General features: G+C 58.4%; 20 protein-coding genes. 6 read left to right on the top strand and 14 right to left on the bottom strand.

Going from position 1 to position 22,009, the window contains the following annotated elements:
• The first annotated feature begins 33 nt into the window (after window positions 1-33).
• The 5 genes from CKW31_RS18080 to CKW31_RS18100 all read left to right on the top strand — a co-directional run bounded on the left by CKW31_RS18080 (window position 34) and on the right by CKW31_RS18100 (window position 4,349).
• Window positions 34-666, top strand: coding sequence for a paraquat-inducible protein A (locus CKW31_RS18080; protein WP_095097992.1), 633 nt, complete (start codon window positions 34-36; stop codon window positions 664-666).
• Complete coding sequence (locus CKW31_RS18085) at window positions 663-1,277, top strand: paraquat-inducible protein A (protein ID WP_095097995.1); 615 nt, start codon at window positions 663-665, stop codon at window positions 1,275-1,277. The genes CKW31_RS18080 and CKW31_RS18085 overlap by 4 nt, the downstream gene beginning before the upstream one ends.
• On the top strand, window positions 1,270-2,952 hold the full coding sequence (locus tag CKW31_RS18090) for an intermembrane transport protein PqiB (protein ID WP_095097998.1): 1,683 nt from the start codon (window positions 1,270-1,272) through the stop codon (window positions 2,950-2,952). The genes CKW31_RS18085 and CKW31_RS18090 overlap by 8 nt, the downstream gene beginning before the upstream one ends.
• The gene (locus CKW31_RS18095; RefSeq protein WP_095098001.1) at window positions 2,949-3,560 is read left to right on the top strand and encodes a membrane integrity-associated transporter subunit PqiC; all 612 of its coding nucleotides are present in this window, start codon (window positions 2,949-2,951) and stop codon (window positions 3,558-3,560) included. Before CKW31_RS18090 ends, CKW31_RS18095 begins: the two co-directional genes overlap by 4 nt.
• 303 nt (window positions 3,561-3,863) lie before the next feature.
• Window positions 3,864-4,349 carry a helix-turn-helix domain-containing protein gene (locus CKW31_RS18100; RefSeq protein ID WP_095098004.1) on the top strand — a complete coding sequence of 162 codons (486 nt, stop codon included), beginning with the start codon at window positions 3,864-3,866 and terminating at the stop codon, window positions 4,347-4,349.
• A 144-nt stretch (window positions 4,350-4,493) separates the two neighbouring features.
• Here the strand turns inward: CKW31_RS18100 and CKW31_RS18105 are convergent, their stop codons facing one another.
• The 7 genes from CKW31_RS18105 to CKW31_RS18135 form a co-directional block, all read right to left on the bottom strand.
• Window positions 4,494-5,759, bottom strand: a complete 1,266-nt coding sequence (locus tag CKW31_RS18105; protein ID WP_095098007.1) for a Zn-dependent hydrolase — start codon at window positions 5,757-5,759, stop codon at window positions 4,494-4,496.
• A gap of 167 nt (window positions 5,760-5,926) precedes the next feature.
• Window positions 5,927-7,105: an amidase gene (locus tag CKW31_RS18110; RefSeq protein ID WP_095098010.1), complete on the bottom strand. Its 1,179-nt coding sequence runs from the start codon at window positions 7,103-7,105 to the stop codon at window positions 5,927-5,929.
• The gene (locus CKW31_RS18115) at window positions 7,102-8,109 is read right to left on the bottom strand and encodes an ABC transporter ATP-binding protein (protein ID WP_095098013.1); all 1,008 of its coding nucleotides are present in this window, start codon (window positions 8,107-8,109) and stop codon (window positions 7,102-7,104) included. The genes CKW31_RS18110 and CKW31_RS18115 overlap by 4 nt, the downstream gene beginning before the upstream one ends.
• On the bottom strand, window positions 8,106-9,149 hold the full coding sequence (locus CKW31_RS18120) for an ABC transporter ATP-binding protein (protein ID WP_095098016.1): 1,044 nt from the start codon (window positions 9,147-9,149) through the stop codon (window positions 8,106-8,108). Before CKW31_RS18120 ends, CKW31_RS18115 begins: the two co-directional genes overlap by 4 nt.
• Window positions 9,150-9,151: 2 nt before the next feature.
• On the bottom strand, window positions 9,152-10,045 hold the full coding sequence (locus CKW31_RS18125) for an ABC transporter permease (protein WP_095098019.1): 894 nt from the start codon (window positions 10,043-10,045) through the stop codon (window positions 9,152-9,154).
• Window positions 10,046-10,047: 2 nt separating this feature from the next.
• Complete coding sequence (locus CKW31_RS18130; protein WP_095098022.1) at window positions 10,048-11,001, bottom strand: ABC transporter permease; 954 nt, start codon at window positions 10,999-11,001, stop codon at window positions 10,048-10,050.
• Window positions 11,002-11,158: 157 nt separating this feature from the next.
• Window positions 11,159-12,832, bottom strand: a complete 1,674-nt coding sequence (locus CKW31_RS18135; protein WP_095098200.1) for an ABC transporter substrate-binding protein — start codon at window positions 12,830-12,832, stop codon at window positions 11,159-11,161.
• 190 nt (window positions 12,833-13,022) lie between these two features.
• Between CKW31_RS18135 and CKW31_RS18140 the strand changes: the two genes are divergently transcribed.
• Window positions 13,023-14,159: a LacI family DNA-binding transcriptional regulator gene (locus CKW31_RS18140; protein ID WP_256582651.1), complete on the top strand. Its 1,137-nt coding sequence runs from the start codon at window positions 13,023-13,025 to the stop codon at window positions 14,157-14,159.
• Window positions 14,160-14,328: 169 nt separating this feature from the next.
• Here the strand turns inward: CKW31_RS18140 and CKW31_RS18145 are convergent, their stop codons facing one another.
• The 7 genes from CKW31_RS18145 to CKW31_RS18175 form a co-directional block, all read right to left on the bottom strand.
• Window positions 14,329-15,279: a FecR domain-containing protein gene (locus CKW31_RS18145; protein WP_095098025.1), complete on the bottom strand. Its 951-nt coding sequence runs from the start codon at window positions 15,277-15,279 to the stop codon at window positions 14,329-14,331.
• Window positions 15,276-15,791 (bottom strand): sigma-70 family RNA polymerase sigma factor, encoded by a 516-nt coding sequence (locus tag CKW31_RS18150; RefSeq protein ID WP_095098028.1) that lies wholly within the window; start codon window positions 15,789-15,791, stop codon window positions 15,276-15,278. The genes CKW31_RS18145 and CKW31_RS18150 overlap by 4 nt, the downstream gene beginning before the upstream one ends.
• 252 nt (window positions 15,792-16,043) lie before the next feature.
• Entirely contained in the window at window positions 16,044-17,009 is a 966-nt protein-coding gene (araH, locus tag CKW31_RS18155) for an L-arabinose ABC transporter permease AraH (protein WP_027902022.1), read from the bottom strand.
• A gap of 76 nt (window positions 17,010-17,085) precedes the next feature.
• Window positions 17,086-18,624, bottom strand: a complete 1,539-nt coding sequence (gene araG / locus CKW31_RS18160) for an L-arabinose ABC transporter ATP-binding protein AraG (protein WP_095098031.1) — start codon at window positions 18,622-18,624, stop codon at window positions 17,086-17,088.
• A 184-nt stretch (window positions 18,625-18,808) separates the two neighbouring features.
• Window positions 18,809-19,813 (bottom strand): substrate-binding domain-containing protein, encoded by a 1,005-nt coding sequence (locus CKW31_RS18165; RefSeq protein WP_095098034.1) that lies wholly within the window; start codon window positions 19,811-19,813, stop codon window positions 18,809-18,811.
• A gap of 220 nt (window positions 19,814-20,033) precedes the next feature.
• Window positions 20,034-20,912 carry an SMP-30/gluconolactonase/LRE family protein gene (locus tag CKW31_RS18170; protein ID WP_095098037.1) on the bottom strand — a complete coding sequence of 293 codons (879 nt, stop codon included), beginning with the start codon at window positions 20,910-20,912 and terminating at the stop codon, window positions 20,034-20,036.
• Window positions 20,913-20,988: 76 nt separating this feature from the next.
• A complete protein-coding gene (locus CKW31_RS18175; RefSeq protein ID WP_095098040.1) occupies window positions 20,989-21,711 on the bottom strand; it encodes a FadR/GntR family transcriptional regulator in 723 nt (240 codons plus the stop codon).
• Window positions 21,712-22,009 lie beyond the last annotated feature (298 nt).

A 22,009-nucleotide genomic window follows, 5' to 3' on the forward strand; every position in this document is an offset into this window, starting at 1 on the left:
ATCTTGCGTTATCCTCCCCGGCCCGCGGCGTAGATGAGCACCAACTTGGCTGACACCACATCCTCTGACGATCTGATCATTTGCGAACATTGCGACTCGCTGTATGAGGCTGTCCCCCTGGAAAAGGGCGAGACCGCATCCTGCGCGCGTTGCGGTGCGGTTCTGGCGCGGGCTCATCGCCTGAGTCTTGAACAATTACTGGCATTGACCATCGCCGCTGCAGTGCTGTTCGTCTTTGCCAATCTGTTCCCGGTGATCAGCATCAGCATGAAGGGCCTGAGTAATGAGGTGACGCTGTGGTCATCGGTGGAGGCGCTGGCTCAGGGCCGCATTACGTTGATCGCGCTGGTTGCCGGGCTGTCGATCATTTTTGCGCCCATGCTGCAGATCATCCTCCTGTTCTGGGTACTGCTCCATGCGCAAAAGGGCCATGTGGCTCCAGGCTTCAAGATGTGCATGCGGGCGCTGGAACATCTGAGGCCGTGGAGCATGCTGGAAGTCTGCATGCTGGGAATTCTGGTCGCCATCGTTAAACTGTCGGGCATGCTCGATGTGCATGCAGGGGTCGGCTTGTGGGCCATGGCCATGCTGATGGTCCTGATCATTCTGATCGCGGGTAAACATACTCGTCGCCTGTGGACCGAATTGGGAGTGCCACGTAAATGAACGGCATCCCCTTCGCCCATGAGCACGGCCTCACGCTTTGTCACATCTGCGGCTACGCTTGCCCGGAAAACACCCACGAATGCCCGCGGTGTGAATCCCCGGTTCACGCCCGCAAACCCAACAGTATCGTTCGCACATGGGCCTTTTTGATTGCCGGACTCATCTTTTATATTCCGGCCAACGCCCTTCCTGTGATGTACACCACGATGTTTGGCAACAGCAGCCAGAACACCATCATGAGTGGGGTCATCGAGTTTTTCAAAAGTGGCTCGTGGGATATCGCGCTGCTTATCTTCATCGCCAGCGTGGTGGTGCCCAGTATCAAATTCTTTGTCCTCGGGTTGCTGCTTATTACCTGCCAGCGTCGCAGTACGTGGGCCATGCGGGAACGGGCGAAGTTGTATCGTTTCATCGAGTTGATCGGCTACTGGTCGATGCTTGACGTATTGGTGGTGGCTTTGGTGGCCGCCCTTGTGCAGTTTCATGAGCTCAGCACCATCGAGCCCAGAATCGGCATTCTGTTTTTTGGTCTGGTAGTGGTGATGACGATGTTTGCCGCCATGAGTTTCGATCCCCGGCTTATCTGGGACGCAGAGGTTGAAGATGTCTGACAATACCCTCCCCCCTTCTTCATCGGCCCCAAGCCGCCCGGATATCAAACGCAGGCGCCTGCGTGTTTCGCTGGTCTGGCTGGTGCCGATTGTGGCCGCGCTTATCGGGATTTCCATGGCCGTCAATGACTGGATGTCTTTGGGCCCCAAAATCACCGTGAGCTTTCTGACCGCGGAAGGGCTGGACGCCAACAAGACTCAGGTCAAATACAAGAACGTGGTGATCGGCCTGGTCACGGATATCTCACTCAGTGATGACCGGACTCATGTTCTGGCAACTATCGAGCTGAACAACACGGCGGGGCCATTCACCCGGGAAGACACCAACTTCTGGGTCGTGCGTCCGCGGATAGGCGCACAAGGCGTATCGGGCGTTGATACGCTATTGTCCGGCGCCTTCATCGGTGCAGACGCTGGCAGGTCAGAAAAAACCAAGTCCGACTTCACCGGGCTGGAAACGCCCCCACCTGTGGCCTTCGGGGAAAAAGGCAAGCGTTTCAAATTGCATACCGACGACCTCGGTTCTCTGGACATAGGCTCTCCGGTCTACTATCGCCGCATTCAGGTCGGACAAGTTGTCTCTTACGAACTGTCCAAGGACGGCAAGGGCGTCGATATACAGATCTTTATCAATTCGCCCAATGATCAGTACATCTCCACCGATACCCGATTCTGGAATGCCAGTGGTGTGGATGTCACCGTGGGCACTGCTGGCCTGAAAATCGATACTCAGTCCGTGGCGTCGATCTTGTCAGGCGGGATCGCCTTCCGCGAACCGAACTGGAGTCCGGATGCGAAACCCGCAGAGGAAAATGCCGAATTCAAGATATTCGATGATCAGGCGTCCGCCCTCGCCCCTCCCGATGGCGAGCCGAACTACATTCGCCTGCGCTTCAACCAGTCTCTCAGAGGTCTTGCCGTCAATGCGCCGGTGGAATTTCTCGGGGTGAACATCGGCCGCGTAGTGTCCGTCGACCTCGATTACGACCCGGCGTCCCAGACATTTCCAGGCGTAGTCGGCGCGGTGATCTATCCAAAACGTCTTGGCGCTGCACAAGAGAAACTCCAGCAACTGGGCGGCAGCGGCGACGTTGACGAACAATCGGCACGCATCCTCGGAGCATTTGTTGCGCGGGGCCTGCGTGCGCAAATCCGGACGGGCAACTTGCTGACGGGTCAGTTATACATCGCGATGGATTTCGATCCCAAGGCGCCCAAGGTTGTGTTCAATCCTAAAAACCGCCCGCTGGAAATACCTACCGTGCCGGGCAGCTTCGACAAGCTGCAGGAGCAATTGCAAGCCTTCGTCGAGAAAATCAGTAAGTTGCCCCTCGATGATCTGGCGAAGAATCTCAACGGTAGCCTGAGCGAATTGCAGAAAACCCTGAAGACCGTCAACGGCACCGTTTTGCCGGAAATGCGCGGCACGCTGCAACAGGCGCAGAAAACTCTGGGTACTGCTAACGACAGTCTGGCCGAAGACTCTCCGGCACGTCAGCAACTGGGCCAGGCCATGGACGAAGTGCAGCGTACGGCGCGCTCGGTCCGCGTGCTGACCGACTTCCTCAGTCGTCATCCTGAAGCATTGCTTCGTGGCCGCACTGGCGACGCCGCGCCGGGTTCTTACAAGGCCCCTTCATCATCCCGTGCCATCGACCTGGAGCCACAACAATGAGTTTGCGTCTGAAGTTCATAGCCTTGGCAGCCGCGCTGGGACTGAGCGCCTGCTCCTCGACGCCAACCCATTACTACACGCTTATCGCGCCCATGGGGACGGATCCACAGCCGGTTGCCAGCCCTGCTCCCTTTCAGTTCGAAATGCTCCCGGTGCTGATGGCGGTTCAGGTCGACCAGCCACCGCTGGTGGTGCGTCAGGGCAATGGCAGCCTCGCGATCTTGGACGCCGAGCGTTGGGGATCGCCGTTGGGTGACGAATTCCATGATGCGCTGACCGGTCAGTTGGAGCGTCGCTTTGGCAGTCGCGACATGGCGGGTCTGCCAAAGAACGCAGCTCAACCTGTCCTGTCACTGCGTACGGATGTACGCCGTTTTGAGTCAGTGCTAAACCAATATGCCCTGATCGATGTTGTCTGGACGTTGGGGTTGCGTAACAACGATGCCAAGCGGCAAAGCCTGACCTGCAGCAGCATCATTCGCGAACCAGCAGGCCAAGGCATGGAAAATCTGGTTATTGCTCACCAACGAGCAGTATCACGGTTGGCGGACGGCATCGCTAAAACCGCGACTACCTGGTCGCAGCAAACCAGCACACGCTGCCCTTGATACATTGAACGTCCCTTCGCGGCCCCCTCAGTGGGCCGCTGCTTATGACATCCATTGCGATGCATACTTATTGCCGATACATCTGATTGGAACTATCGTTCAACTAATTCACTCCTTTGGATCCACTTGAGTTCCATTTAGCTGTATTGTTAACATTCTTTCGGTGGAGCAAAACCACCAGACTGTCGTATCCGATTGATTTCGTTATCTTTGCTGTAAATCTGGATGAGTCATATTCACCCCTGACAAATTGCCGCGCCCAGCGCGTGGCAATCCTGATGAATAACTGCTCGGAAAGCCGCCATGACTCACATCGGTCAACGTCTGAAAGAAGAACGCCTGCGCCTTAAACTGTCACAAAGCGCGCTGGGCTCGATTGGCGGTGTTGAAACAAATGCGCAGGGTAACTACGAAAATGGCTTGCGATACCCCAGAGCCGATTATCTGTCCCGAATCGCCAAGGGCGGAGTCGATGTGGCCTATGTCGTGACAGGCCTTCGTCTGCCCCTCGTTAAAGATGAGTCGGAAGTCAACGAACAGTCCGCGGATCTGCCCGTGCGCGATGGCTTGAACGGCACTGATCGGCTGGACAGCCTGATCGAACGCCTGCAAACCAATCTGCACGGGATCACCACAGACTTGTATCAAATCAGTCGGCTGGCTGACAGCAGCGGTGAATCGGGCAAGGCCGATGGCAGGCATACCCAGCTCGAAAACATCAAGGGCGAGGCCGAAGCCATTGCACTGGCGACTTTACGCCTGATCTTCGTTACCTCGCGTTTGAATTGATCGAATACCCTCATTTGAAGTTACTGTTATAACGATTATCGCGAACCGATATATTCGCTTGTTTATAAGTTACTGCAACAAAGTTACGGATTATTGTCCGTTCTTCGAGCGCCAGCGATGTCGGTTTCTGGCCTATCCAACATATTATTGAGCCGACATTACCATCGCTCTCAGCAGCACCGCGCAGCCAGCCGCCAGATCTTCGGGTGTCGCGTTTTCGATTTCGTTGTGACTGATGCCGCCTTCGCACGGCACGAATATCATCCCGGCTGGCCCTAGTTCGGCGATAAAAATAGCATCGTGCCCCGCACCGCTGACGATATCCATATGGCTAAGCCCCAATTGCGCAGCACCCTGGCGGACAGCGTCGACACACAGGCTGTTGAAGTCCAGCGGCGGAAAGTCTGCAGTGGGCGTCAATTGATAGCTCAGGCCGTGTTGAGTACAGGTGCTTTCGATCACTTGCCGCAGCTCGTCAACCATTGCCTGAAGTTTGTCAGCCTGAAGGTGACGGAAATCGATGGTCATCTTCACTTCGCCGGGGATCACGTTACGTGAGCCCGGATGGATGCTCAGACACCCGACGGTGCCACAGGCATGCGGCTGACTCTGCAAAGCAATGCGATTGACCGCACTCACGACCTGCGCCGCCCCGACCAGAGCATCTTTGCGCAGCGACATGGGCGTCGGTCCTGCGTGGGCTTCCACGCCGGTCAGGGTCAGATCGAACCATTTCTGCCCAAGACAGCCCATGACCACGCCGATGGTTTTTTCCTGATCCTCAAGAATGGGGCCTTGTTCAATGTGGGCTTCGAAGTAAGCACCCACCGGATGGCCGAGCACCGCCCTGCTCCCCGCGTAACCAATACGCTGCAGTTCCTCGCCGACCACCAGGCCTTGCTCGTCCTGTTTGGCCAGGGTCTCGGCCAGATTCAATTGGCCGGCGAACACACCCGAGCCCATCATGCATGGCGGGAAGCGCGAGCCTTCTTCGTTGGTCCAGACCACGACTTCCACAGGCGCATCGGTTTCCAGCCCTAGATCGTTGAGGGTGCGGATCACTTCCAGTCCGGCCATTACCCCAAAACAACCGTCGAACTTGCCGCCCGTAGGCTGAGTGTCGATATGGCTGCCGGTCATCACCGGTGCACGCTCTGGATTGCGTCCGGGACGCCGGGCAAAGATATTGCCGATCGCATCAACGCTCACCGTACAGCCTGCCTCCTCGCACCATTTGACGAACAGATCCCGGGCCTGCCGATCAAGGTCGGTCAGCGCGAGGCGACAGACGCCGCCCTTGGCCGTAGCGCCGATCTGCGCAAGATCCATCAATGATTGCCAGAGGCGCTGGCTGTTGATCAGCGGAGCGTTGGACGTGAGCAATGTTGTGGAGGTAAACGGGGTGGTCATGATGGTTTCTCCAGTGAGAAGCAATACCCTGGCAGGACCGGCTTCAGCCGGAGGGCGGTATGTCTGATGAAAAGCGTAGATATGAAGGGGCCTCCTCGCGGCTAAAGCCGCTCCTACGGTTACATGCAATTCGTAGGAGCGGCTTTAGCCGCGAGCGCCTTAGTGATTCAGGATGTGTAACCAGCAATCTTCACCGCCAGCTTCACCAGGCTCAGATCACTGCCCACCGGGCCCATCAGTGAAATGCCCAGCGGGGCTCCGTCTTTCATGGTCAGCGGCATGCTCAACTGCGGCGTACGGCACAGTACGGAAATGGCCAGCAAGTGATGGGAAATACGCCGGGTCTCTTCGATCTCTTCATCCCTGGCACTGAGCAACGGCGCAATATCCGGGACGGTGGGCATCACCAGTACGCGATCATCCAGCAGTTCTTGCCAGTGCGCGGCAAATCGTTCGCGCAACGCACAGGCGTCGTTGTACTGCTCGTCAGTGACTGCCTTTGACCAGGCAAAACGTGCCGCGACATCCGCGCCCAGTGCCAGGCCTTCACGTTCAATCAACTCACCCTGCGCCTGCCAGGCTTCGCGGCCCTGAATATAACGGAACGCCCAATAGGCATCGGTCAACGAAGGCAGCTCACCTTGCAGTTTTTCCAACGGCCCACAGCACTCGGTGATGCGGGCGATGGCCGGTGCCAGAGCATCCAGCGATGCCGCTGGCAACAAGCCGAACAACGCCTCGCCGATCACCATTTTTGGCACATCCGGCAACGGTGCGGGATCCTCACCCAGCAAACACTCACTGACCAGACCGAACACTTTGGCCTCACGGGCAAAATACCCTGCGGTGTCCATGCTTTCACACAGCGCCTGAGTGTTCGCCAGCGACACCCGACCATGGCTCGGACGCAGCCCGAACAGTCCGCAATAGCTGGCCGGGGTCCGTACCGAGCCGCCGGTGTCGCTGCCCATGGCGAAATCACACAAGTTGTTGGAAACCGCCGACGCCGAACCTGACGACGAGCCACCCGGAATCCGGTCATGGGCAGCGCCATTGCGTGGTGTGCCGTAGTGGGCGTTTTTGCCACTCATCGAGTAAGCCATTTCATTGGTGTGCGCCTTGCCCACCAGTTCGGCACCCGCGTCGAGCAGACGCTGGATGATCGGCGCAGTCAGTGTCTTGACCCCGGACATGGCCAACACATGGGGGTTACCGCCACCGGTTGGATAACCCGCTACGTCAAACAGGTCTTTGGCGGCAAACGTGTAACCCGCCAAAGGGCCGCTGGCTGCACGGGGTACGTCAACGTGGGGATAAGGCATGAAAGCAAACGCAGAATCGGTCATGTCATGGACTCACAAAGTGTATGAACGGGGGCCTCATTCCAGTGATGGCAGCTCACGGAGTGCTCGGCAAAAATAGTCTCGATAGCCGGGACTTCGATGCGACAGATATCCGTAGCGCGCGGGCAGCGTGGGGCAAAGGCGCACCCTGCCGGCAGATTGGCCAGATCAGGAGGCGCACCGGGAATGCTGATCAGGCGTTCGCCTTTGCGCAGGCCGTCTTTGGGGCGCGTGCCGAGCAACACCTGGGTATAGGGGTGCCGTGGGTTTTCAAGCAATTCGGCCAGAGGCGCCTGCTCGACGATGCGACCGCCATACATCACCGCCACCCGGTCAGCGACCTCAACGGCAGCGCCAATGTCGTGGGTCACGAAGATGATCGACAGCCCCAGTGCCTGTTGCAATTCGCGCAGCAGGATCAGAATCTGGATCTGCACCGTGGCGTCCAGCGCTGTGGTCGGCTCGTCCGCGAGTAAAACCTGCGGCTTGCAGGCAAGCGCCAACGCGATCATCGCCCGCTGGCGCATACCGCCTGACATCTCGTGGGGGTACGCATCCAGACGCTGCTCGGGGCTGGGAATGCGCACACTGCGCAAGGCATCAAGTGCCGCCGAGCGGGCTTCAGATTTAGACATCTGCCGATGACGCCGTAGCGCTTCAACGATCTGCTGGCCAATGGTGTAAACCGGATCAAGCGCCAGCAGCGGTTCCTGAAAAATCATTGAAGCCACCGGCCCGCGCAACGCTTGCAACTGGCTGCGGGACAGCTTCATCAGGTTCTGCCCGGCGATGTCGATCTGTCCCTCGATGGTGGTCGAGCGCTCGGAATGCAGGCGCATCAGGGCGCGCAAGGTGACGCTCTTGCCCGAACCGGATTCACCGATCAGCGCCAGAACCTCACCCTTGGCCACTTCCAGGCTGACGCCATTGACCGCTGATAACGTCTGTCCACCTCGCTTGAAACGGACCTTGAGGTCACGCACGGCAACCATGGGTTGTTCGCTCATGCCAGTGCTCCTCTGTGAATCAGCTGCGCCGACGGACTGCGACTGTGCCCTGCCCCCGGCTGAACCATCAGGCATGCCGCCTGATGATCTGCTCCGGTCTCCGTCAGCACCGGAGCGGTCTGCGCGCAAATCGCTTCTGCGTGTGGGCAGCGCGTGTGAAAACGACAGCCTGACGGCGGATCGATCGGGCTGGGCGGATCACCGGACAATGGCGATATCAGCGTGCGATGGGCCGGATCCATGGATGGCATGGACGTCAGCAACGCCCGGGTGTACGGGTGCTGGGCGTCCGAGAACAAGGCTTCTGCGGGGCCGATCTCAACGATCTCCCCCAGGTACATGACCATGATCCGGTCGGATAAATAGCGCACCACATGCAAGTCGTGACTGATAAACACGTAGGTGAGTTGCAGGCTGTCCTTGAGGTCCAGCAACAGGTTCAGGACCTGCGCCTCAACGGACTTGTCCAGCGCCGAGACGGCTTCATCGAGGATCACCAGACGCGGGTCCACCGCCAGTGCCCTGGCAATGTTCACCCGCTGACGCTGACCGCCGGAAAGCTCATGGGCGTAGCGACCGGCAAAGCGCGTCGGTTCCAGTCCGACCCGGCCTAACAGGTCTCTGGCACGAAGCAGTGAATCCTTCTGGCTGACGCCGTGTACGGACGGACCGAATGCTACGGATTGCTCCATGGTCAGGCGCGGGTTCAGCGACGAGTAGCTGTCCTGAAAAACCATCTGCACCTGACGCCGGTAGTCACGCAACGGCAGTTGAAGCCCGCCGACGCTCATGGCGTCGAAGACCAGTTCGCCACTGTCGTGCTCAATCAACTGCATCAACAACCGCGCCGTGGTGGACTTGCCGCAGCCGGACTCACCAACCACCCCGAGGGTTTCGCCCTTGTGGACGACAAAGTTGATGCCATCCACGGCACGAACCACGCTGCGTTTGCCCAACGCACCTTTGACCGGGAAGTGTTTGACCAGATTTTCCACTTTCAGCAGTGGCTGCGCTGGACCGCCAATATCGCGCTTGGTCATCGTCAGCTCCTGATTGCCATGGCCGCCCGCAACCGATCGGCGAGCACGTTGAAAGAGATCGAGGTGATGAAAATCATCGCTCCCGGCAAGGCCGAAACCAGTGGCTGGGTGTAGATCGCGGTGCGCAGGGTATTGAGCATCAGGCCCCACTCGGGCTCGGGCGGCGTGACGCCCAGCCCGAGAAACGACAGGCCCGAAGCGAGGATCATCGACACCGAAATCAGTCCCGTGGTGAACACGAAAATCGGCCCCAGCACATTGCCCAACACCTGAGTGCGAATAATCGTGAATGAACCCGCCCCCGAGGCACGCGCCGCTTCGATGTAATCCCGGTTGCGCACCTGAGTGGTGACGCTCTCAGCGATCCGCGCCACTTGCGGCACGAACACCAGCGTCAGTGACAGCAAGGCGTTGTTGACCCCGGCGCCCAACGCTCCCGAGAAAGCGATCGCCAGCAGCACCGACGGGAATGCGTAGAACACATCCACGGTGCGCATGATCAGGCTGTTCAGCCAGCCACCGAAGTAACCGGCAATAACCCCGATCGCACCACCGATGAAAAAGGCGAAGATCACCGGCGTGATGCCCATGAACAACGACAAGCGCGCACCCAGCATGAGACGCGAGAGCAGATCACGGCCCAATTCATCGGTGCCCAGAGGAAAGCCTTCGGTGCCGATTGGCTTCAGGCGTTTGAACATGGAGGTGGTAAACGCGTCTCCTGGAACGATCCATGGCCCGAACACGGCCAGCAGCAGCAACACGAAAATGATCGTGCCCACGAACAACGCCACCGGATCGCGGCGCACGCGACCAAACACTTCACTCCAGTAGCCCGGCGAGCTTTCGACGGGGGCAATGACCGGCGTGGCCGGCCGCAATATCGACAGGTTCATGCTCAGCCCCTTTTGATACGTGGATCGAGCAACGTCTGCAGGATGTCCACCAGCAGATTGAGTGCCACGAAAAACAAGGCCAGGACCCAGATCGTGCCCTGCAGCAACGGCAAGTCGCGCTGAAAGATCGCGGAGTTGAGCAGCAAGCCGGTGCCGGGCCAGGCGAACACGGTCTCCACCAGAATAGAGCCGCCCATCAAGTAACCGATCTGCAAGCCCATCACCGCCATCGCGGTGGGCGCTGCGTTCTTCACTACGTGACGGAACAGACCCCATTCACTCAGGCCCTTGGCGCGCAAGCCGATGATGAATTCCTGAGCGAGGGTTTCCGCTACCTGAGCGCGCACGGTGCGGGCGATGATTCCGGTGGGGATGACCGACAAGGTAATCGCCGGGAGAATCATGAACTGCAAATGCGCCCAGTCCCATGCCCACGCGGCCTGCCCCAGCGGCCCGCCGCCGGTCGCGGGCAGCCAGCCCAATTGTGAAGAAAAGATGATCACCATCAACATGCCGAGCCAGTAATGCGGAACGCTGACGCCCACCGCAGAAATGGCCGATGCCACTCGATCAAGCCAGCTGTCCTGAAAATAACCGCCCACGAAGCCAAACAGGCTGCCAAGGACGAAGCCAATCAGGGTCGCCAGCAATGCCAGCCGCAAGGAATAACCCACGGCGCCCATGACTTCAGCAGTGACCGGACGGCCGCTGGCAATGGACATTCCGAGATCACCCTGAACCGCATGCCATAGCCACAGGCCAAACTGCACCGGCAGCGGTTTGTCGAAACCATAAGCCTGGATCAACTGCGTACGCAGTGCCTCGGATGCATCCGGTGGCATCACCGAAACCAGCGGATCGCCAGGAGCCATTTGCACGAGCATGAAACACACCAGCGCCACGCCCAGCAAAATAGGCGTCGCCAGTAGAATGCGACGCAAGATATAGGAAAGCATAAGGTCGCCTCACACGGTTTTTATGTGGGAGCAGCGCTTGCTCGCGATAAGGCTGGATGCGATTTCGCTTTAGATCGCGTCCAGCCTTATCGCGGGCAAGCACCGCTCCCACAGGTTCTGCGCAATCCTGTAGGACCGGCTGAAGGTCTCAGGCTTCTCAGTCCTGTTTGGAGACCAGCGTCAGGTCGATGAACCAGCTCTGCGCCGGGACCACGCCTTTGATTTTTGGCGAAATGGCGCGTGGTCCTACGTCGTGCGCCACGTACAGGAACGGAGCCTCATCAACGATGGCCGCGTTGAGCTTGCCAGCCGCTTCATCCAGCGCCTTGGGGTCGAAGGAATTGCGCACCGTGGTGATCAACTTCTCGACTTCCGGGTTGGCGAAATACCCCCAGTTATTGGAGACCGGCGGGAATGCCTTCTCGCTGGCGAAGCGCACCATGCCGAAGTATGGGTCCATCACAGCCGCGCTGACGTTGATCGCATTGGCGCCTTGCGCCGCAGGATCCTTGGCCCCCAGACGCCAGCCACTGAACAGGGTGTTCCACTCAGTGACCGCGATTTCTACGTCGAAGTAACAGCCCTTGAGGCTCTGCTGAATGTATTCGTTCATGGGCAATGGCTGCATTTGCCCAGACCCGGATGCCGAGGTCAGCACCTTGACCTTGATCGGTTTCGTCTTGCTGTAGCCCGCCTCGGTCATGAGTTTCTGCGCGGCCTCCTGATCGTATTTGATCTTGAAGGACGGGTTGCCGTACCACGGCGAATCCTTCTCGTACGTGCCGGTGGCTTCCTGCATATAGCCGCCCAGATAAGCCTTCAGCTCACTGCGGTCCAGACACAGGTTGGCAGCCTGACGGACACGCTTGTCCAGCCAGGGCGAACCCGGCGCGAAGGAGAACTGCCATGGCCACAGGTGCGGCTGAGCGTTCGAGTAAATCTTGAAATCCTTGCTTTTGATCTGGTCCATGGCATCCGGCGCCGGTGCCTCAATCCAGTCCACCTGGCCGGACAACAGCGCCGCGGTACGAGCGTTGGCTTCTGGCAACGGGATCAACTCGACGCGATCAACCTTGGGCACACGCTTGGGATCCCAATAATCCGGGTTCTTGTCCAGCACCAGAACCTGACGCGGCACCATACGGTTCATCTTGAACGGACCGGTGCCCGAAGAGTGGCTGGCGAACGCGGTCCAGGCTTGCTTGGAACGCTCGGCGGGATCCGTTGTAGTGGCTGGCACAGCATCGAAATCCTTCTGCCAGGCCACGGGCGAAGCCATGAACAGGTTGGTCAGGTTGTACGGCAGCACTGCATCCGGCTCGCTGGTGGTCAGCTCGACGGTCAGATCATCGATCTTCTTCGCGCTGCGCAGGGTCGGCATGCGGGATACGGTCACGCCAATCTGCCCAGGGGCATATTGCGGGGCCTGTTTGTCGAGGACCTTATTGACGTTCCAGACCACTGCATCAGCGTTGAAAGCCGAGCCATCGTGGAACTTGACGCCGGGGCGCAGCTTGAAGATCCACTTGGTGTGATCATCAGGATTGACCGCCCACTCGGTGGCAAGCCCCGGCACCAAGGCGCTGGGCTTCTCGCTCTGGGACAGATCCCACTCAACCAGCGAGTCAAAAAGAGTGATCCCGGTAAAACGGTTGCCTTCATACCCCTGATCCGGCTGACCATGAGTCAGCGGAATGTCCGCTGCAGTCATGGCAATCCGCAAGGTGCTATCGGCCATCGCGGCCAGAGGCGACAAGGCACCGATCGCTACCGAGCAGGCCAGTGCCAGTCGGGTAAAACTACGTGCGCGGGTTACTGAAGCGTGCGTCATGGCGAGTTTCCCATCAGTCCAGGTAAGGAGAGCTGACAGGTGCAACGCAATGGGCATACCAACTTTTTTATCTGGAAATCCTTTCCAGCGAGCCCTGCATGGAAAGTCTAGTATTTTCAGCCAGTTACAACACATTAAAAATCGCTGGAAAATTCTACCCAAACGTTTGGGTAGTGTTGCGCGGCGGTTCATGCAATCTTTTGGTACGCAGCGCTCCATGCTGGCGCAACTGCCCTGCTCCCATGACGGCACAGGCCAGGCCGCGCAGAACCGTCGGCGAAATACGCGTTATGAGGCCCGCTCCATGAACAGACGTCCCGCCACACTTCGCGGTATTGCCCAGCAGCTCAACGTTCATGTCTCGACGGTCTCACGGGTGCTCAACGGCACCCTTGACCATGCAGGCAGGGCCGCGTCCAAAGACACTATTGAGCGCATTCGCGCCCTTGCCGCCAGCCTTGATTACCAACCCAACACCCACGCCCGCACCCTGAAAACCCGGCACAGCCGCGAGATAGCGATTCTGGTTCCCAGGCTTTCCGACCTCGTACTGGCCACGGTCTATGAAGGCATCGACGAAACCGCCAGCGCGCGACGCTATACCTCATTCGTTGCCAACACCTTCGACCGTCCGGAACGCCAACGGGAACTGGCAGAGCGTGCCCTGGCGCGCAATGTCGAAGGTTTGATCATCAGCGATGTGCACTGCACTGCGGCGCCCGGGTTTCTAGAGGAACTGGCGGAACGGCAGGTGCCCTTCGTGCTGGTCAGCCGCCGACGCGGTCAGCATTGCTCGGTCACGTCGGACGACGAAATGGGTGGTCGTCTCGCTGCCGAACATTTATTTGCGCAGGGTCATACGAGAGTTGCAGTGATCGCCGGTGAAGTGCACAGCAGCAACTCCAGCGAACGCACTGCCAGCTTCGTCGAGTATTACCGCGAGCGCGGCATCGACATTGCGCGTGAGTACATCATCCCCGGCCAGTTCGACAGCCAGGTCGGTTTCAGTACCGGCGAATATTTGCTAAGCCTGGAACACCCGCCGACGGCGATTTTTGCCGTCAACGATTTCCTGGCCATCGGCTTGTTCGGTGCCCTGCGCAATCGCGGCCTGGTGGCCGGACGGGACATTGCTGTCATCGGCTACAACGACACGCCACTCGCCGCTCACCTGCAACTCACCAGCATCAGCACCAGCATGCACGCCCAGGGCGTACGTGCGGTTGAGACCCTGATGCAACGAATTGCGGGTGAACCGGTGCAGTCACATCGGTTCCCGGCAGTGCTGATCGTGCGTGACAGCAGTTGTTGCAAACCACTGAGTTGAAACACCTCACTCATCAAACAACATGCAAACTGCTGGATTGAAATGCATTTTTGTAGGAGCTGCCGAAGGCTGCGAAGCATTTATGCTGACACACCGCGATCGCAGCCTTCGGCAGCTCCTACAGGTCCTGTGTTTGCTGCACAACGCCTGTAAGGACCAGTCTTCCAATTCACGCTGCAACCTGGCGCGCGGTTAGCGTCACCCAATACCGCGTCCGGGTTTGTACTTGCAGAGGCAGGCTGGCGGCGAGCAGGAACAGAATCTTGTCAGTGTCATCGAGGCGGAAGGTGCCGGTGACCTTCAGCGACTCCAGTGCAGGCTCCCAACGCAGAATGCCTGGACGATAGCGACTGAGCTCCTCCAGAAAACGGCCCAGCGGCTGATTTTCAACACTGACCACGCCCGGACGCCAACCCGGTTGACGGGTATCAAAAGGCTGCACAGAGGTAATTGATTCGGCGCTCATGGTGGCGCGCTGGCCCGCCTGCAATCTCATCGAGTGTCCCTGATGCGGGGTGAGTTCCACCGTACCGCGCCACACAGAAACCTGACAGCTCTGCCCGTACTGACGGATACACAACTCCGCACCTACGGCCAACACCTGCCCTTGAGCGGTATTGATGGTCATCGCCGGGACGTTGTTGGCGAGGTTCAGCGCCATCTCGCCCTCGATCAGCGACAGCAAACGCCTGCCCTGCTCCAGATCCATGTCTAACGCTGAGGCAGTGTCCAGTTGCAGCAAACTGCCATCCGGCAAACGCAGATCACGGCGCTCGCCCGAGGCTGTACGCAGATCGGCCCGCCAGGCGGCGACCGGTGCCTGCTGGGCGAGCATCCACCCCGCAGGCAGTAGCGCGGCAACGATCAGGGCGCGTTTGAGCACCGCGCGACGCCCCGAATCCGGTCGGTCCAGACTGGCCATCGCCAACTCGGGGGGCAGCCCGGCAAACCGCTGGCGCAGGCCTTGGGCTTTTTGCCAGGTCTGTTCGTGATGAGTGGACTGCTCACGCCAACGCTGCAAGCGCGCCCGGTCCTCGGCATTGGCGCTGCCGGATTCCAGCAGGACGAGGAAATCCGCTGCGTCTTCGGCAATCTGCCGGGACGGCACCGCGCCGCTCATAGCTCAACCATCAGGCAATGGGTGTAAGCCTGAGCCATATAGCGTTTTACCGTTCGCTCGCAGACCTGCAAGCGCTCCGCAATCTGTGCGTAATTGAGACCTTCCAGTTGCGCCCAGAGAAACGCACGGCGCACCGGCACCGGCAGCGCGTCGAGCAGTTCATCCAGTGCCTGCAGGGTTTCCAGCAAGACCCAGCGCTGCTCGGGTGAGGGAATCACGTGTTCAGGCAGCGTCGCGAGCGCCTGGAGGTAGGCCTGCTCGACGCTGCGACGTTGGTAATGGTTGATCAGCAAGCGCTTGCCCACCGTCAACAGGTAGGCCCGTGGCTCACGCAATGAGCTCAGTGGTTCGCTGTGCTGGCTGGCCAGTACCTTGACGAACGTATCCTGACTCAAATCGGCAGCATCCCATGCATTGCCAAGGCGACCGCGCAGCCAGCTTTCCAGCCAACTGCGATGATCGCGGTAGAAACTTTCCAGGGTGGGCTCCAACGGCCCCGCTGCTTCCCTCATCGTCAACCGCTCACTGTGAGTCACTACTTAAAATGAGAATCATTCTAAGTAGTTCAGGCGGGAGCGCCAACTTTATTTGTTGAGTTTGCGGTGTGTGCCTGGTTTTGCGGCGCCCAAATCGCGGGCAGGCACCGCTCCCACATTAGATCGCACTCCCCCTGTGGGAGCGGTGCTTGGTCTGGGCCGCATCCGGACGATTCAGGCGCTAAAAATCTTTCCTGAAATGACCTCTCAAGAAGTCCACCCGACACCTCAGCGCCGCTTCATCCGGTCAATGATCACCGCCAGCAACAGGATCGATCCGCGGATCACGTACTGATAAAACGTATCGATATTCTTCAGGTTCATCGCATTCTCGATGATTGCCAGAATCAACACCCCGGCAATCACATGGCGGATCATGCCAATCCCGCCGCTCAGCGACACCCCGCCCAGCACGCAAGCGGAAATTACCGTCAGCTCAAAGCCCTGCCCGATCATTGGCTGACCAGACGTCATCCGCGACGCCAACACCACGCCCGCCAGCGCACCGATCAAACCATGCACCGCGAAGATAATGATCTTGGTGCGATCCACATGCACACCGGCCAGCAACGCCGCTTCCTGGTTGCCGCCGATCGCAAGGGAATTACGGCCGTAAGTTGTGTAATTCAACAACCAGCCAAAAAATGCAAAACACACGATGGTGATCAGAATGGGCACCGGAACACCGTACAGCTGGCCGTTACCGAACACGAAGAAGTCTTCGTTGGAAACGCCCACCGCCTTGCCATTGGAAAAGATATACGCAAGGCCACGAACAATCTGCATCGTCGCCAATGTCGCGATCAGCGCGTTGATGCGCAGCTTGGCAATCACAATGCCGTTGATCAGCCCTACCACCAGGCCCATGGCCAACGCGGCGGATATACCGAGAAACAGGCTGTCCGTATCGCGAATCACGATCCCGGCAATCACCCCCGAGCAAGCCAGCACCGAGCCCACCGACAGGTCGAAATGCCCGGATGCCAGGCAAAACAACATCGTGCAGGCAGCGATGCCAACGGTGGAAATTGCCAGCCCCAGACCACGCATGTTCAGGGGTGACATGAAGTTGTCGATGAGGAGTGTGCAGAGCACAAAGATGCCCACGGCGGCCATCAGCATCGCCCAGTCATCAATGAAACGACGCACGTTAAGGCCCTGACGTGGAGCCGTCAGACTGGATTCGGTAGACATACGCACCTCTTTCTTGTTTTTCATTCTTGTTTTTCATTCTTGTTTTTCTGCTTGTGCTTCACGTAGCGGGTCCGTGTCAGACACGGGTTCGCGGCAATGCCAGTTGCAACAGACGCGCTTCATTCGCATCATCGCGATTCAGCTCGCCGGTGATCGCGCCTTCGCTCATGACCAGAATCCGGTCGGCAATACCCATGACTTCCATCAAGTCACTGGACACTACAATCACCGCAATACCGTCGGCCGCCAGGTTATGGATGATCTGGTAAATCTCGGACTTGGCGCCGATATCGATGCCTCGCGTCGGCTCATCCAGCAGCAGGACTTTCATGGGCATCGACAGCCAGCGACCGAGAATCGCCTTCTGTTGATTGCCCCCGGAGAGAAACAGCATCTGCTGATCCGGCGAAGGCGTTTTGACGTTCATCGCCTGAATCTGGTGTTTGGCGTTGCTCTTCTCCCAGCGGCCCTGAATCAGGCAGCCCATCGTCACGTGGCGTGGACGCGCACCAATGTTGATGTTTTCGGCAACGCTGGAGAGCGGCACGATGCCTTCTTTCTTGCGGTCTTCTGGGCATAGCAGGATTCCGGCGGCAATCGCATCACGAGGGGAACGCAGTTCGAGGTTCTTGCCGTCGATCTGCAACGTGCCGGACTTGCTGCGCGTCAGGCCCGACAACATGCGGAACATCTCGGTACGACCAGCCCCCACCAATCCAAAGAAGCCCAGCACTTCGCCTTTTTGCACGGCGAACGTCACCGGTTCCTGCAAACCCGGCCCAAGCAATCCAGTGACCCGCAAGCCTGGCCCTTGATGCTGTCGCGGCCGATAGTTGTAGATGTCCTGAATATCGCGACCGACCATGCAGGTCACCAACCGGTCGTGGTCCAGCTCAGCCATATCTTCGAAGGTGCGCACGAAGCGCCCGTCCTTGAACACCGTGACGGCATCGCAAACACGGAAGATTTCTTCCATGCGATGGGACACATAAAGGATCACCCGGCCTTCGTCCCGCAGCTTGACGATGATTGCCATCAAGCGATCGATTTCCCGTGCCGACAGACTGCTGGTGGGCTCATCGAACGCAATGACATGGGCGTTACGTGACATGGCCTTGGCGATTTCCACCAGTTGCCGTTGGCCAAGAGACAAGTCGCCAAGCCGGGTCGACGGATCAATCTCGTCGGCCAGCCCTTTGAGCAGCTCCCGCGCCTGACGCAACATGGCGCGGCGGTTCACCATGCCCCAGCGGCTTGGCATGTGGCCCAGCAGCAGGTTCTCGGCGACAGACATCTCAGGTACCAGTTGCAGTTCCTGGTGAATGACTGCGACACCTGCGGCAATGCTGTCGGCGGTGGATTTGAAGGTGTACGCCTGGTCACCAATCGACAAGTTGCCGCTGCTCGGCTGATAAGAGCCGCCCAGTATTTTCAGGAGCGTGGACTTGCCCGCTCCGTTCTCGCCCATCAGCGCATGAACGCTGCCGGGACGTGCTTCAAAGTTAATCTCCGACAGTGCGCGCACGCCGGGAAAGGTCTTGCCGATGCCGTTAAAGCGCAGGCTGCCTGCGGGTACAGGCTGTGAGGCGGATTTGACAGTAGCTTGCGATTGCATGAAACCTCCCATTATCAGGATCGAACACCATTCCTGTAGGAGCTAGCTTGCTTGCGATGGCGCCGGGTCAGGCGATAATTTATTCGCTGATACACCGCCATCGCGAGCAAGCTCACTCCTACAGGGTCCCGTAGTGCGAGACAGTTCAGCACGAGGAACGCAAAACGCGAACCTCACGCCGTTTTTACTTCCAGAGACCAATCTTGGTCAGCACTTCCTGGAAGTTCGCCCGGGTAATCAGTGTCACGTCATCCATTGCCGTGTATTTAGGAGGCTCTTCGCCGGTGGTCACCCACTTGTACATCTGCAGCGCAGTGTTGTAGCCCTCTTTATCCGGGCTTGGCAGCATCGAACCGAAGAAGCCGCTTTCCTTCTTCTTCAATTCATCGATGGCGTCAGTGCCGTTGATACCAATGCCGATCACATTGGCAGGCTTGAAGCCCGCGCCGGCCGTTGCACGCACACCACCCAGAACGGTGTTGTCGTTCATGCCGCCGATGATCAGGTTCTTCGCAGCGGCAGGCAGCTTAGGCAATGCCGAGTTGGTGGACTCCATGCTGCCAGGTACATCGAGGGTCTTTTGCGCAGTGAACAGGATGTGGTCTTCCGGGAAGCCCGCTTTCTTCAATGCATCTACCGAACCGTCGGTACGCTTCTTGCCGGTATCGAGTTCGTTGTAGGTGTTGATAATGGCGTAGGTTTCTTTCCAGTCCCAGTTACGATTCTTCGCTTCGGCGGCCATGGCTTCGCCCTGTTTCTGGCCGACTTCGAACGCGGCCATGCCCAGGTACGGGACGTCCTCCATGAACTTGCCACTGGCGTCGACAAATCGATCATCCACGGCCATGACTTTCAGGCCGTTGGCTTTGGCCTTGGCAACAATGGCAGGGCCAAGGGATACGTCGGGTGGGCAGATGACGAAGCCTTTGGCACCGTTGGCGGCCAGGCTATCGATAGCGGAAAGGGTCTTTTCACCGTCAGGCACGGCAATTTTGATCACTTCAAAACCATGGTCCTTGCCAGCTTTCTCAGCAAAGGCCCATTCGGTTTGAAACCACGGCTCTTCGGCCTGTTTGACGAGGAAGCCGATTTTGACTTTGTCAGCGGCAGATACACCACCCGACAGACCCAGCACAGCAGTGGCAACAGCGGCACAGCAAAGGGAACGGATCCCATGACGACTCAACATAGCTAACTCCTTATTTTTATTGAATAGCTACAGCGTCCAGCGATGAGTTGTGTTGAGGTCATCCGCACCCGAAGGGAATCTGGATCGACATCAAAACAAGAACAAAACAGTCATATCATATTATCAATGACCGGAATGTAACCTAGTGTCACGCATGCTAAAGCACCAACATGGAACGCTCCTTTTCAGTTAATGAAACCAGCCTTGGACCCACCAACGGTCAGCCCGCAAAACGCGTCGACGGCAAACCCTGAATGCCAACATCCGTCGCCAACAGTGCACCGTCGAATTGACCATGAGCGTCGCCCGGCTCCGCGCTGGTGACATACAGTGTGGTCATGTCTGGACCGCCAAACACGCAGCTGGTGGGATGACTGACTGGCAGTTCGACGATCCGGTCAACGCTGCCGTCCGGCGCAAAGCGGATCAGGCAGCTACCACCCCAACGGGCGTTCCACACGTAGCCTTCGACGTCCATCGCCGAGCCGTCCGGCACGCCGCGAGCATGTTCGGCGGCCCAGATCGAGCGCGATGCAAGTTCTCCATTGGCAAGAATCGGGTAGCGATAGATCACGCCATCAAGACTGTCCGCGCTGTAGAGCTCATCGCTCCTGGAATTCCATACCAAGGTGTTGACGATGCCCTGGCCTTCAAGCAAAGGCTTGACTGCGCCATCGGCGTCAATTCTGAATAAACCGCCCGAGCGTCGGGTGATCGGCAGATCACCGCCCTCCTCGTCGAGATTGTTTTGCATGGTGCCCAGCCACAAGCGACCTTGAGCATCGCAACGGGCTTCATTGGCGCGATTACCGACAACCGGGTCGGCCTTGCACAACAGCGTCAGGTTTGGTGTGTAGCCCGGAGAATCCAGATCAAGACGGTAGACGCCGCTGGCCAGTGTCACCAGTGCGTCGCCCCGGCGAGTGGGAATGAACGACGAGACAGGCTCGGGCAAATGCCATTGCTGATACTGCTCTTCGAACAGGCGGCAAGCCAATCGGGCCGCGATGTCGACCCAGTACAGGGTCTGGGTTTCTGCATCCCAGAACGAGCCTTCGCCCAGCATGAAACGGTGCGCTGAAACAGGCAGCCATTGCATATGAAAATGTCCTTTGTTCTTGTTTTTTTAGGTGCTTCTTATAGGTGCTTCAGGGTGTTCGGTTATCAGTACAACGTTAGTCGGTGAAGCTGTTTGACGCCAAAGCCTGGCGGGCAAACGATTCGGCAATGACCCCGGCAGCCTGCTCGATCAAGGTCATGCAAGCCCACACGCCCCGCGCCGCATCACGACTGGCAATCGCGTCGGCGAGATCCTTGTGCAGTGGCAAGGTTTTACCCAATTCGCCCGGCACCGCCGACGACACCTCGAAGGACACCGCCAACAAGGCACCCAGCGCAGGCAGCATTTGCTCAATGAACCGGTTATGGCTGGCCGCCAGAACCGCTTCATGGAGGCGTCGGTCGGCCAGGTTGTAGTCGCCCATGTCCGCCACCGATTCTGCCAATGCTGCATACGCCAACTGAATCTCGCTGATCTGCTCGGCGCTGGCCCGCTCGCACGCCCAACGCACCGCCATGGGCTCGATGGTCCTGCGCAAATCCAGCAGGTCCTTCACAAAATCTTCTGGCAATCCCTTGCGTGCCAGCCAGCTCACAACCTGCGGGTCGAACAGATTCCAGCTACGCAACGGCAAAACCCGGGTGCCCACCTTGGGCCCTACTTCCAGCAGGCCCTTGGCAACCAGGGTTTTGATCGCCTCGCGGATCACCGTACGGCTGACGCCTAACTCTTCAGCCAATACCGCTTCGACTTTCAACACCTGACCCGGCCGCACATTGCCCGCCGCGATCCACGCCCCCAGCCAATCGACTGTGGACGCATGAAAATTACTACTCATGTGCTGCGCCTCACCACGCGGTCATTTCCGCGACCCGAGGCTAATCATCACATGATTGGCTGTCAAACCTGCCTATGGTGTTGCCCGTAGGAGCTGCCGAAGGCTGCGATGGCTCTAATACTGGGGAAACGCCAAATCGCAGCCTCCGGCAGCTCCTACAAAATCGATGCGACCATCAAATAGTATTACGATTAAATTTTCAAGTGACGTTTTATCGGCTATAAATCCTGATAACACTCTTTTACAGGATGAATAGTCAGACCAATAACCTTCCCGAGCAAGAATCCGACCCGCATCG

Origin of the sequence: Pseudomonas sp. Irchel 3A5, from assembly GCF_900187575.1 — a bacterium.
GTDB lineage: Bacteria > Pseudomonadota > Gammaproteobacteria > Pseudomonadales > Pseudomonadaceae > Aquipseudomonas > Aquipseudomonas folii.

Excerpts from the sequence above, each read along its gene's own strand:
- CKW31_RS18080 (WP_095097992.1), top strand. The coding sequence starts at position 34 with ATGAGCACCAACTTGGCTGACACCACATCCTCTGACGATCTGATCATT.
- CKW31_RS18085 (WP_095097995.1), top strand. The coding sequence starts at position 663 with ATGAACGGCATCCCCTTCGCCCATGAGCACGGCCTCACGCTTTGTCAC.
- CKW31_RS18090 (WP_095097998.1), top strand. The coding sequence starts at position 1,270 with ATGTCTGACAATACCCTCCCCCCTTCTTCATCGGCCCCAAGCCGCCCG.
- CKW31_RS18095 (WP_095098001.1), top strand. The coding sequence starts at position 2,949 with ATGAGTTTGCGTCTGAAGTTCATAGCCTTGGCAGCCGCGCTGGGACTG.
- CKW31_RS18100 (WP_095098004.1), top strand. The coding sequence starts at position 3,864 with ATGACTCACATCGGTCAACGTCTGAAAGAAGAACGCCTGCGCCTTAAA.
- CKW31_RS18105 (WP_095098007.1), bottom strand. The coding sequence starts at position 5,759 with ATGACCACCCCGTTTACCTCCACAACATTGCTCACGTCCAACGCTCCG.
- CKW31_RS18110 (WP_095098010.1), bottom strand. The coding sequence starts at position 7,105 with ATGACCGATTCTGCGTTTGCTTTCATGCCTTATCCCCACGTTGACGTA.
- CKW31_RS18115 (WP_095098013.1), bottom strand. The coding sequence starts at position 8,109 with ATGAGCGAACAACCCATGGTTGCCGTGCGTGACCTCAAGGTCCGTTTC.
- CKW31_RS18120 (WP_095098016.1), bottom strand. The coding sequence starts at position 9,149 with ATGACCAAGCGCGATATTGGCGGTCCAGCGCAGCCACTGCTGAAAGTG.
- CKW31_RS18125 (WP_095098019.1), bottom strand. The coding sequence starts at position 10,045 with ATGAACCTGTCGATATTGCGGCCGGCCACGCCGGTCATTGCCCCCGTC.
- CKW31_RS18130 (WP_095098022.1), bottom strand. The coding sequence starts at position 11,001 with ATGCTTTCCTATATCTTGCGTCGCATTCTACTGGCGACGCCTATTTTG.
- CKW31_RS18135 (WP_095098200.1), bottom strand. The coding sequence starts at position 12,832 with ATGACGCACGCTTCAGTAACCCGCGCACGTAGTTTTACCCGACTGGCA.
- CKW31_RS18140 (WP_256582651.1), top strand. The coding sequence starts at position 13,023 with ATGCAATCTTTTGGTACGCAGCGCTCCATGCTGGCGCAACTGCCCTGC.
- CKW31_RS18145 (WP_095098025.1), bottom strand. The coding sequence starts at position 15,279 with ATGAGCGGCGCGGTGCCGTCCCGGCAGATTGCCGAAGACGCAGCGGAT.
- CKW31_RS18150 (WP_095098028.1), bottom strand. The coding sequence starts at position 15,791 with ATGAGGGAAGCAGCGGGGCCGTTGGAGCCCACCCTGGAAAGTTTCTAC.
- araH (WP_027902022.1), bottom strand. The coding sequence starts at position 17,009 with ATGTCTACCGAATCCAGTCTGACGGCTCCACGTCAGGGCCTTAACGTG.
- araG (WP_095098031.1), bottom strand. The coding sequence starts at position 18,624 with ATGCAATCGCAAGCTACTGTCAAATCCGCCTCACAGCCTGTACCCGCA.
- CKW31_RS18165 (WP_095098034.1), bottom strand. The coding sequence starts at position 19,813 with ATGTTGAGTCGTCATGGGATCCGTTCCCTTTGCTGTGCCGCTGTTGCC.
- CKW31_RS18170 (WP_095098037.1), bottom strand. The coding sequence starts at position 20,912 with ATGCAATGGCTGCCTGTTTCAGCGCACCGTTTCATGCTGGGCGAAGGC.
- CKW31_RS18175 (WP_095098040.1), bottom strand. The coding sequence starts at position 21,711 with ATGAGTAGTAATTTTCATGCGTCCACAGTCGATTGGCTGGGGGCGTGG.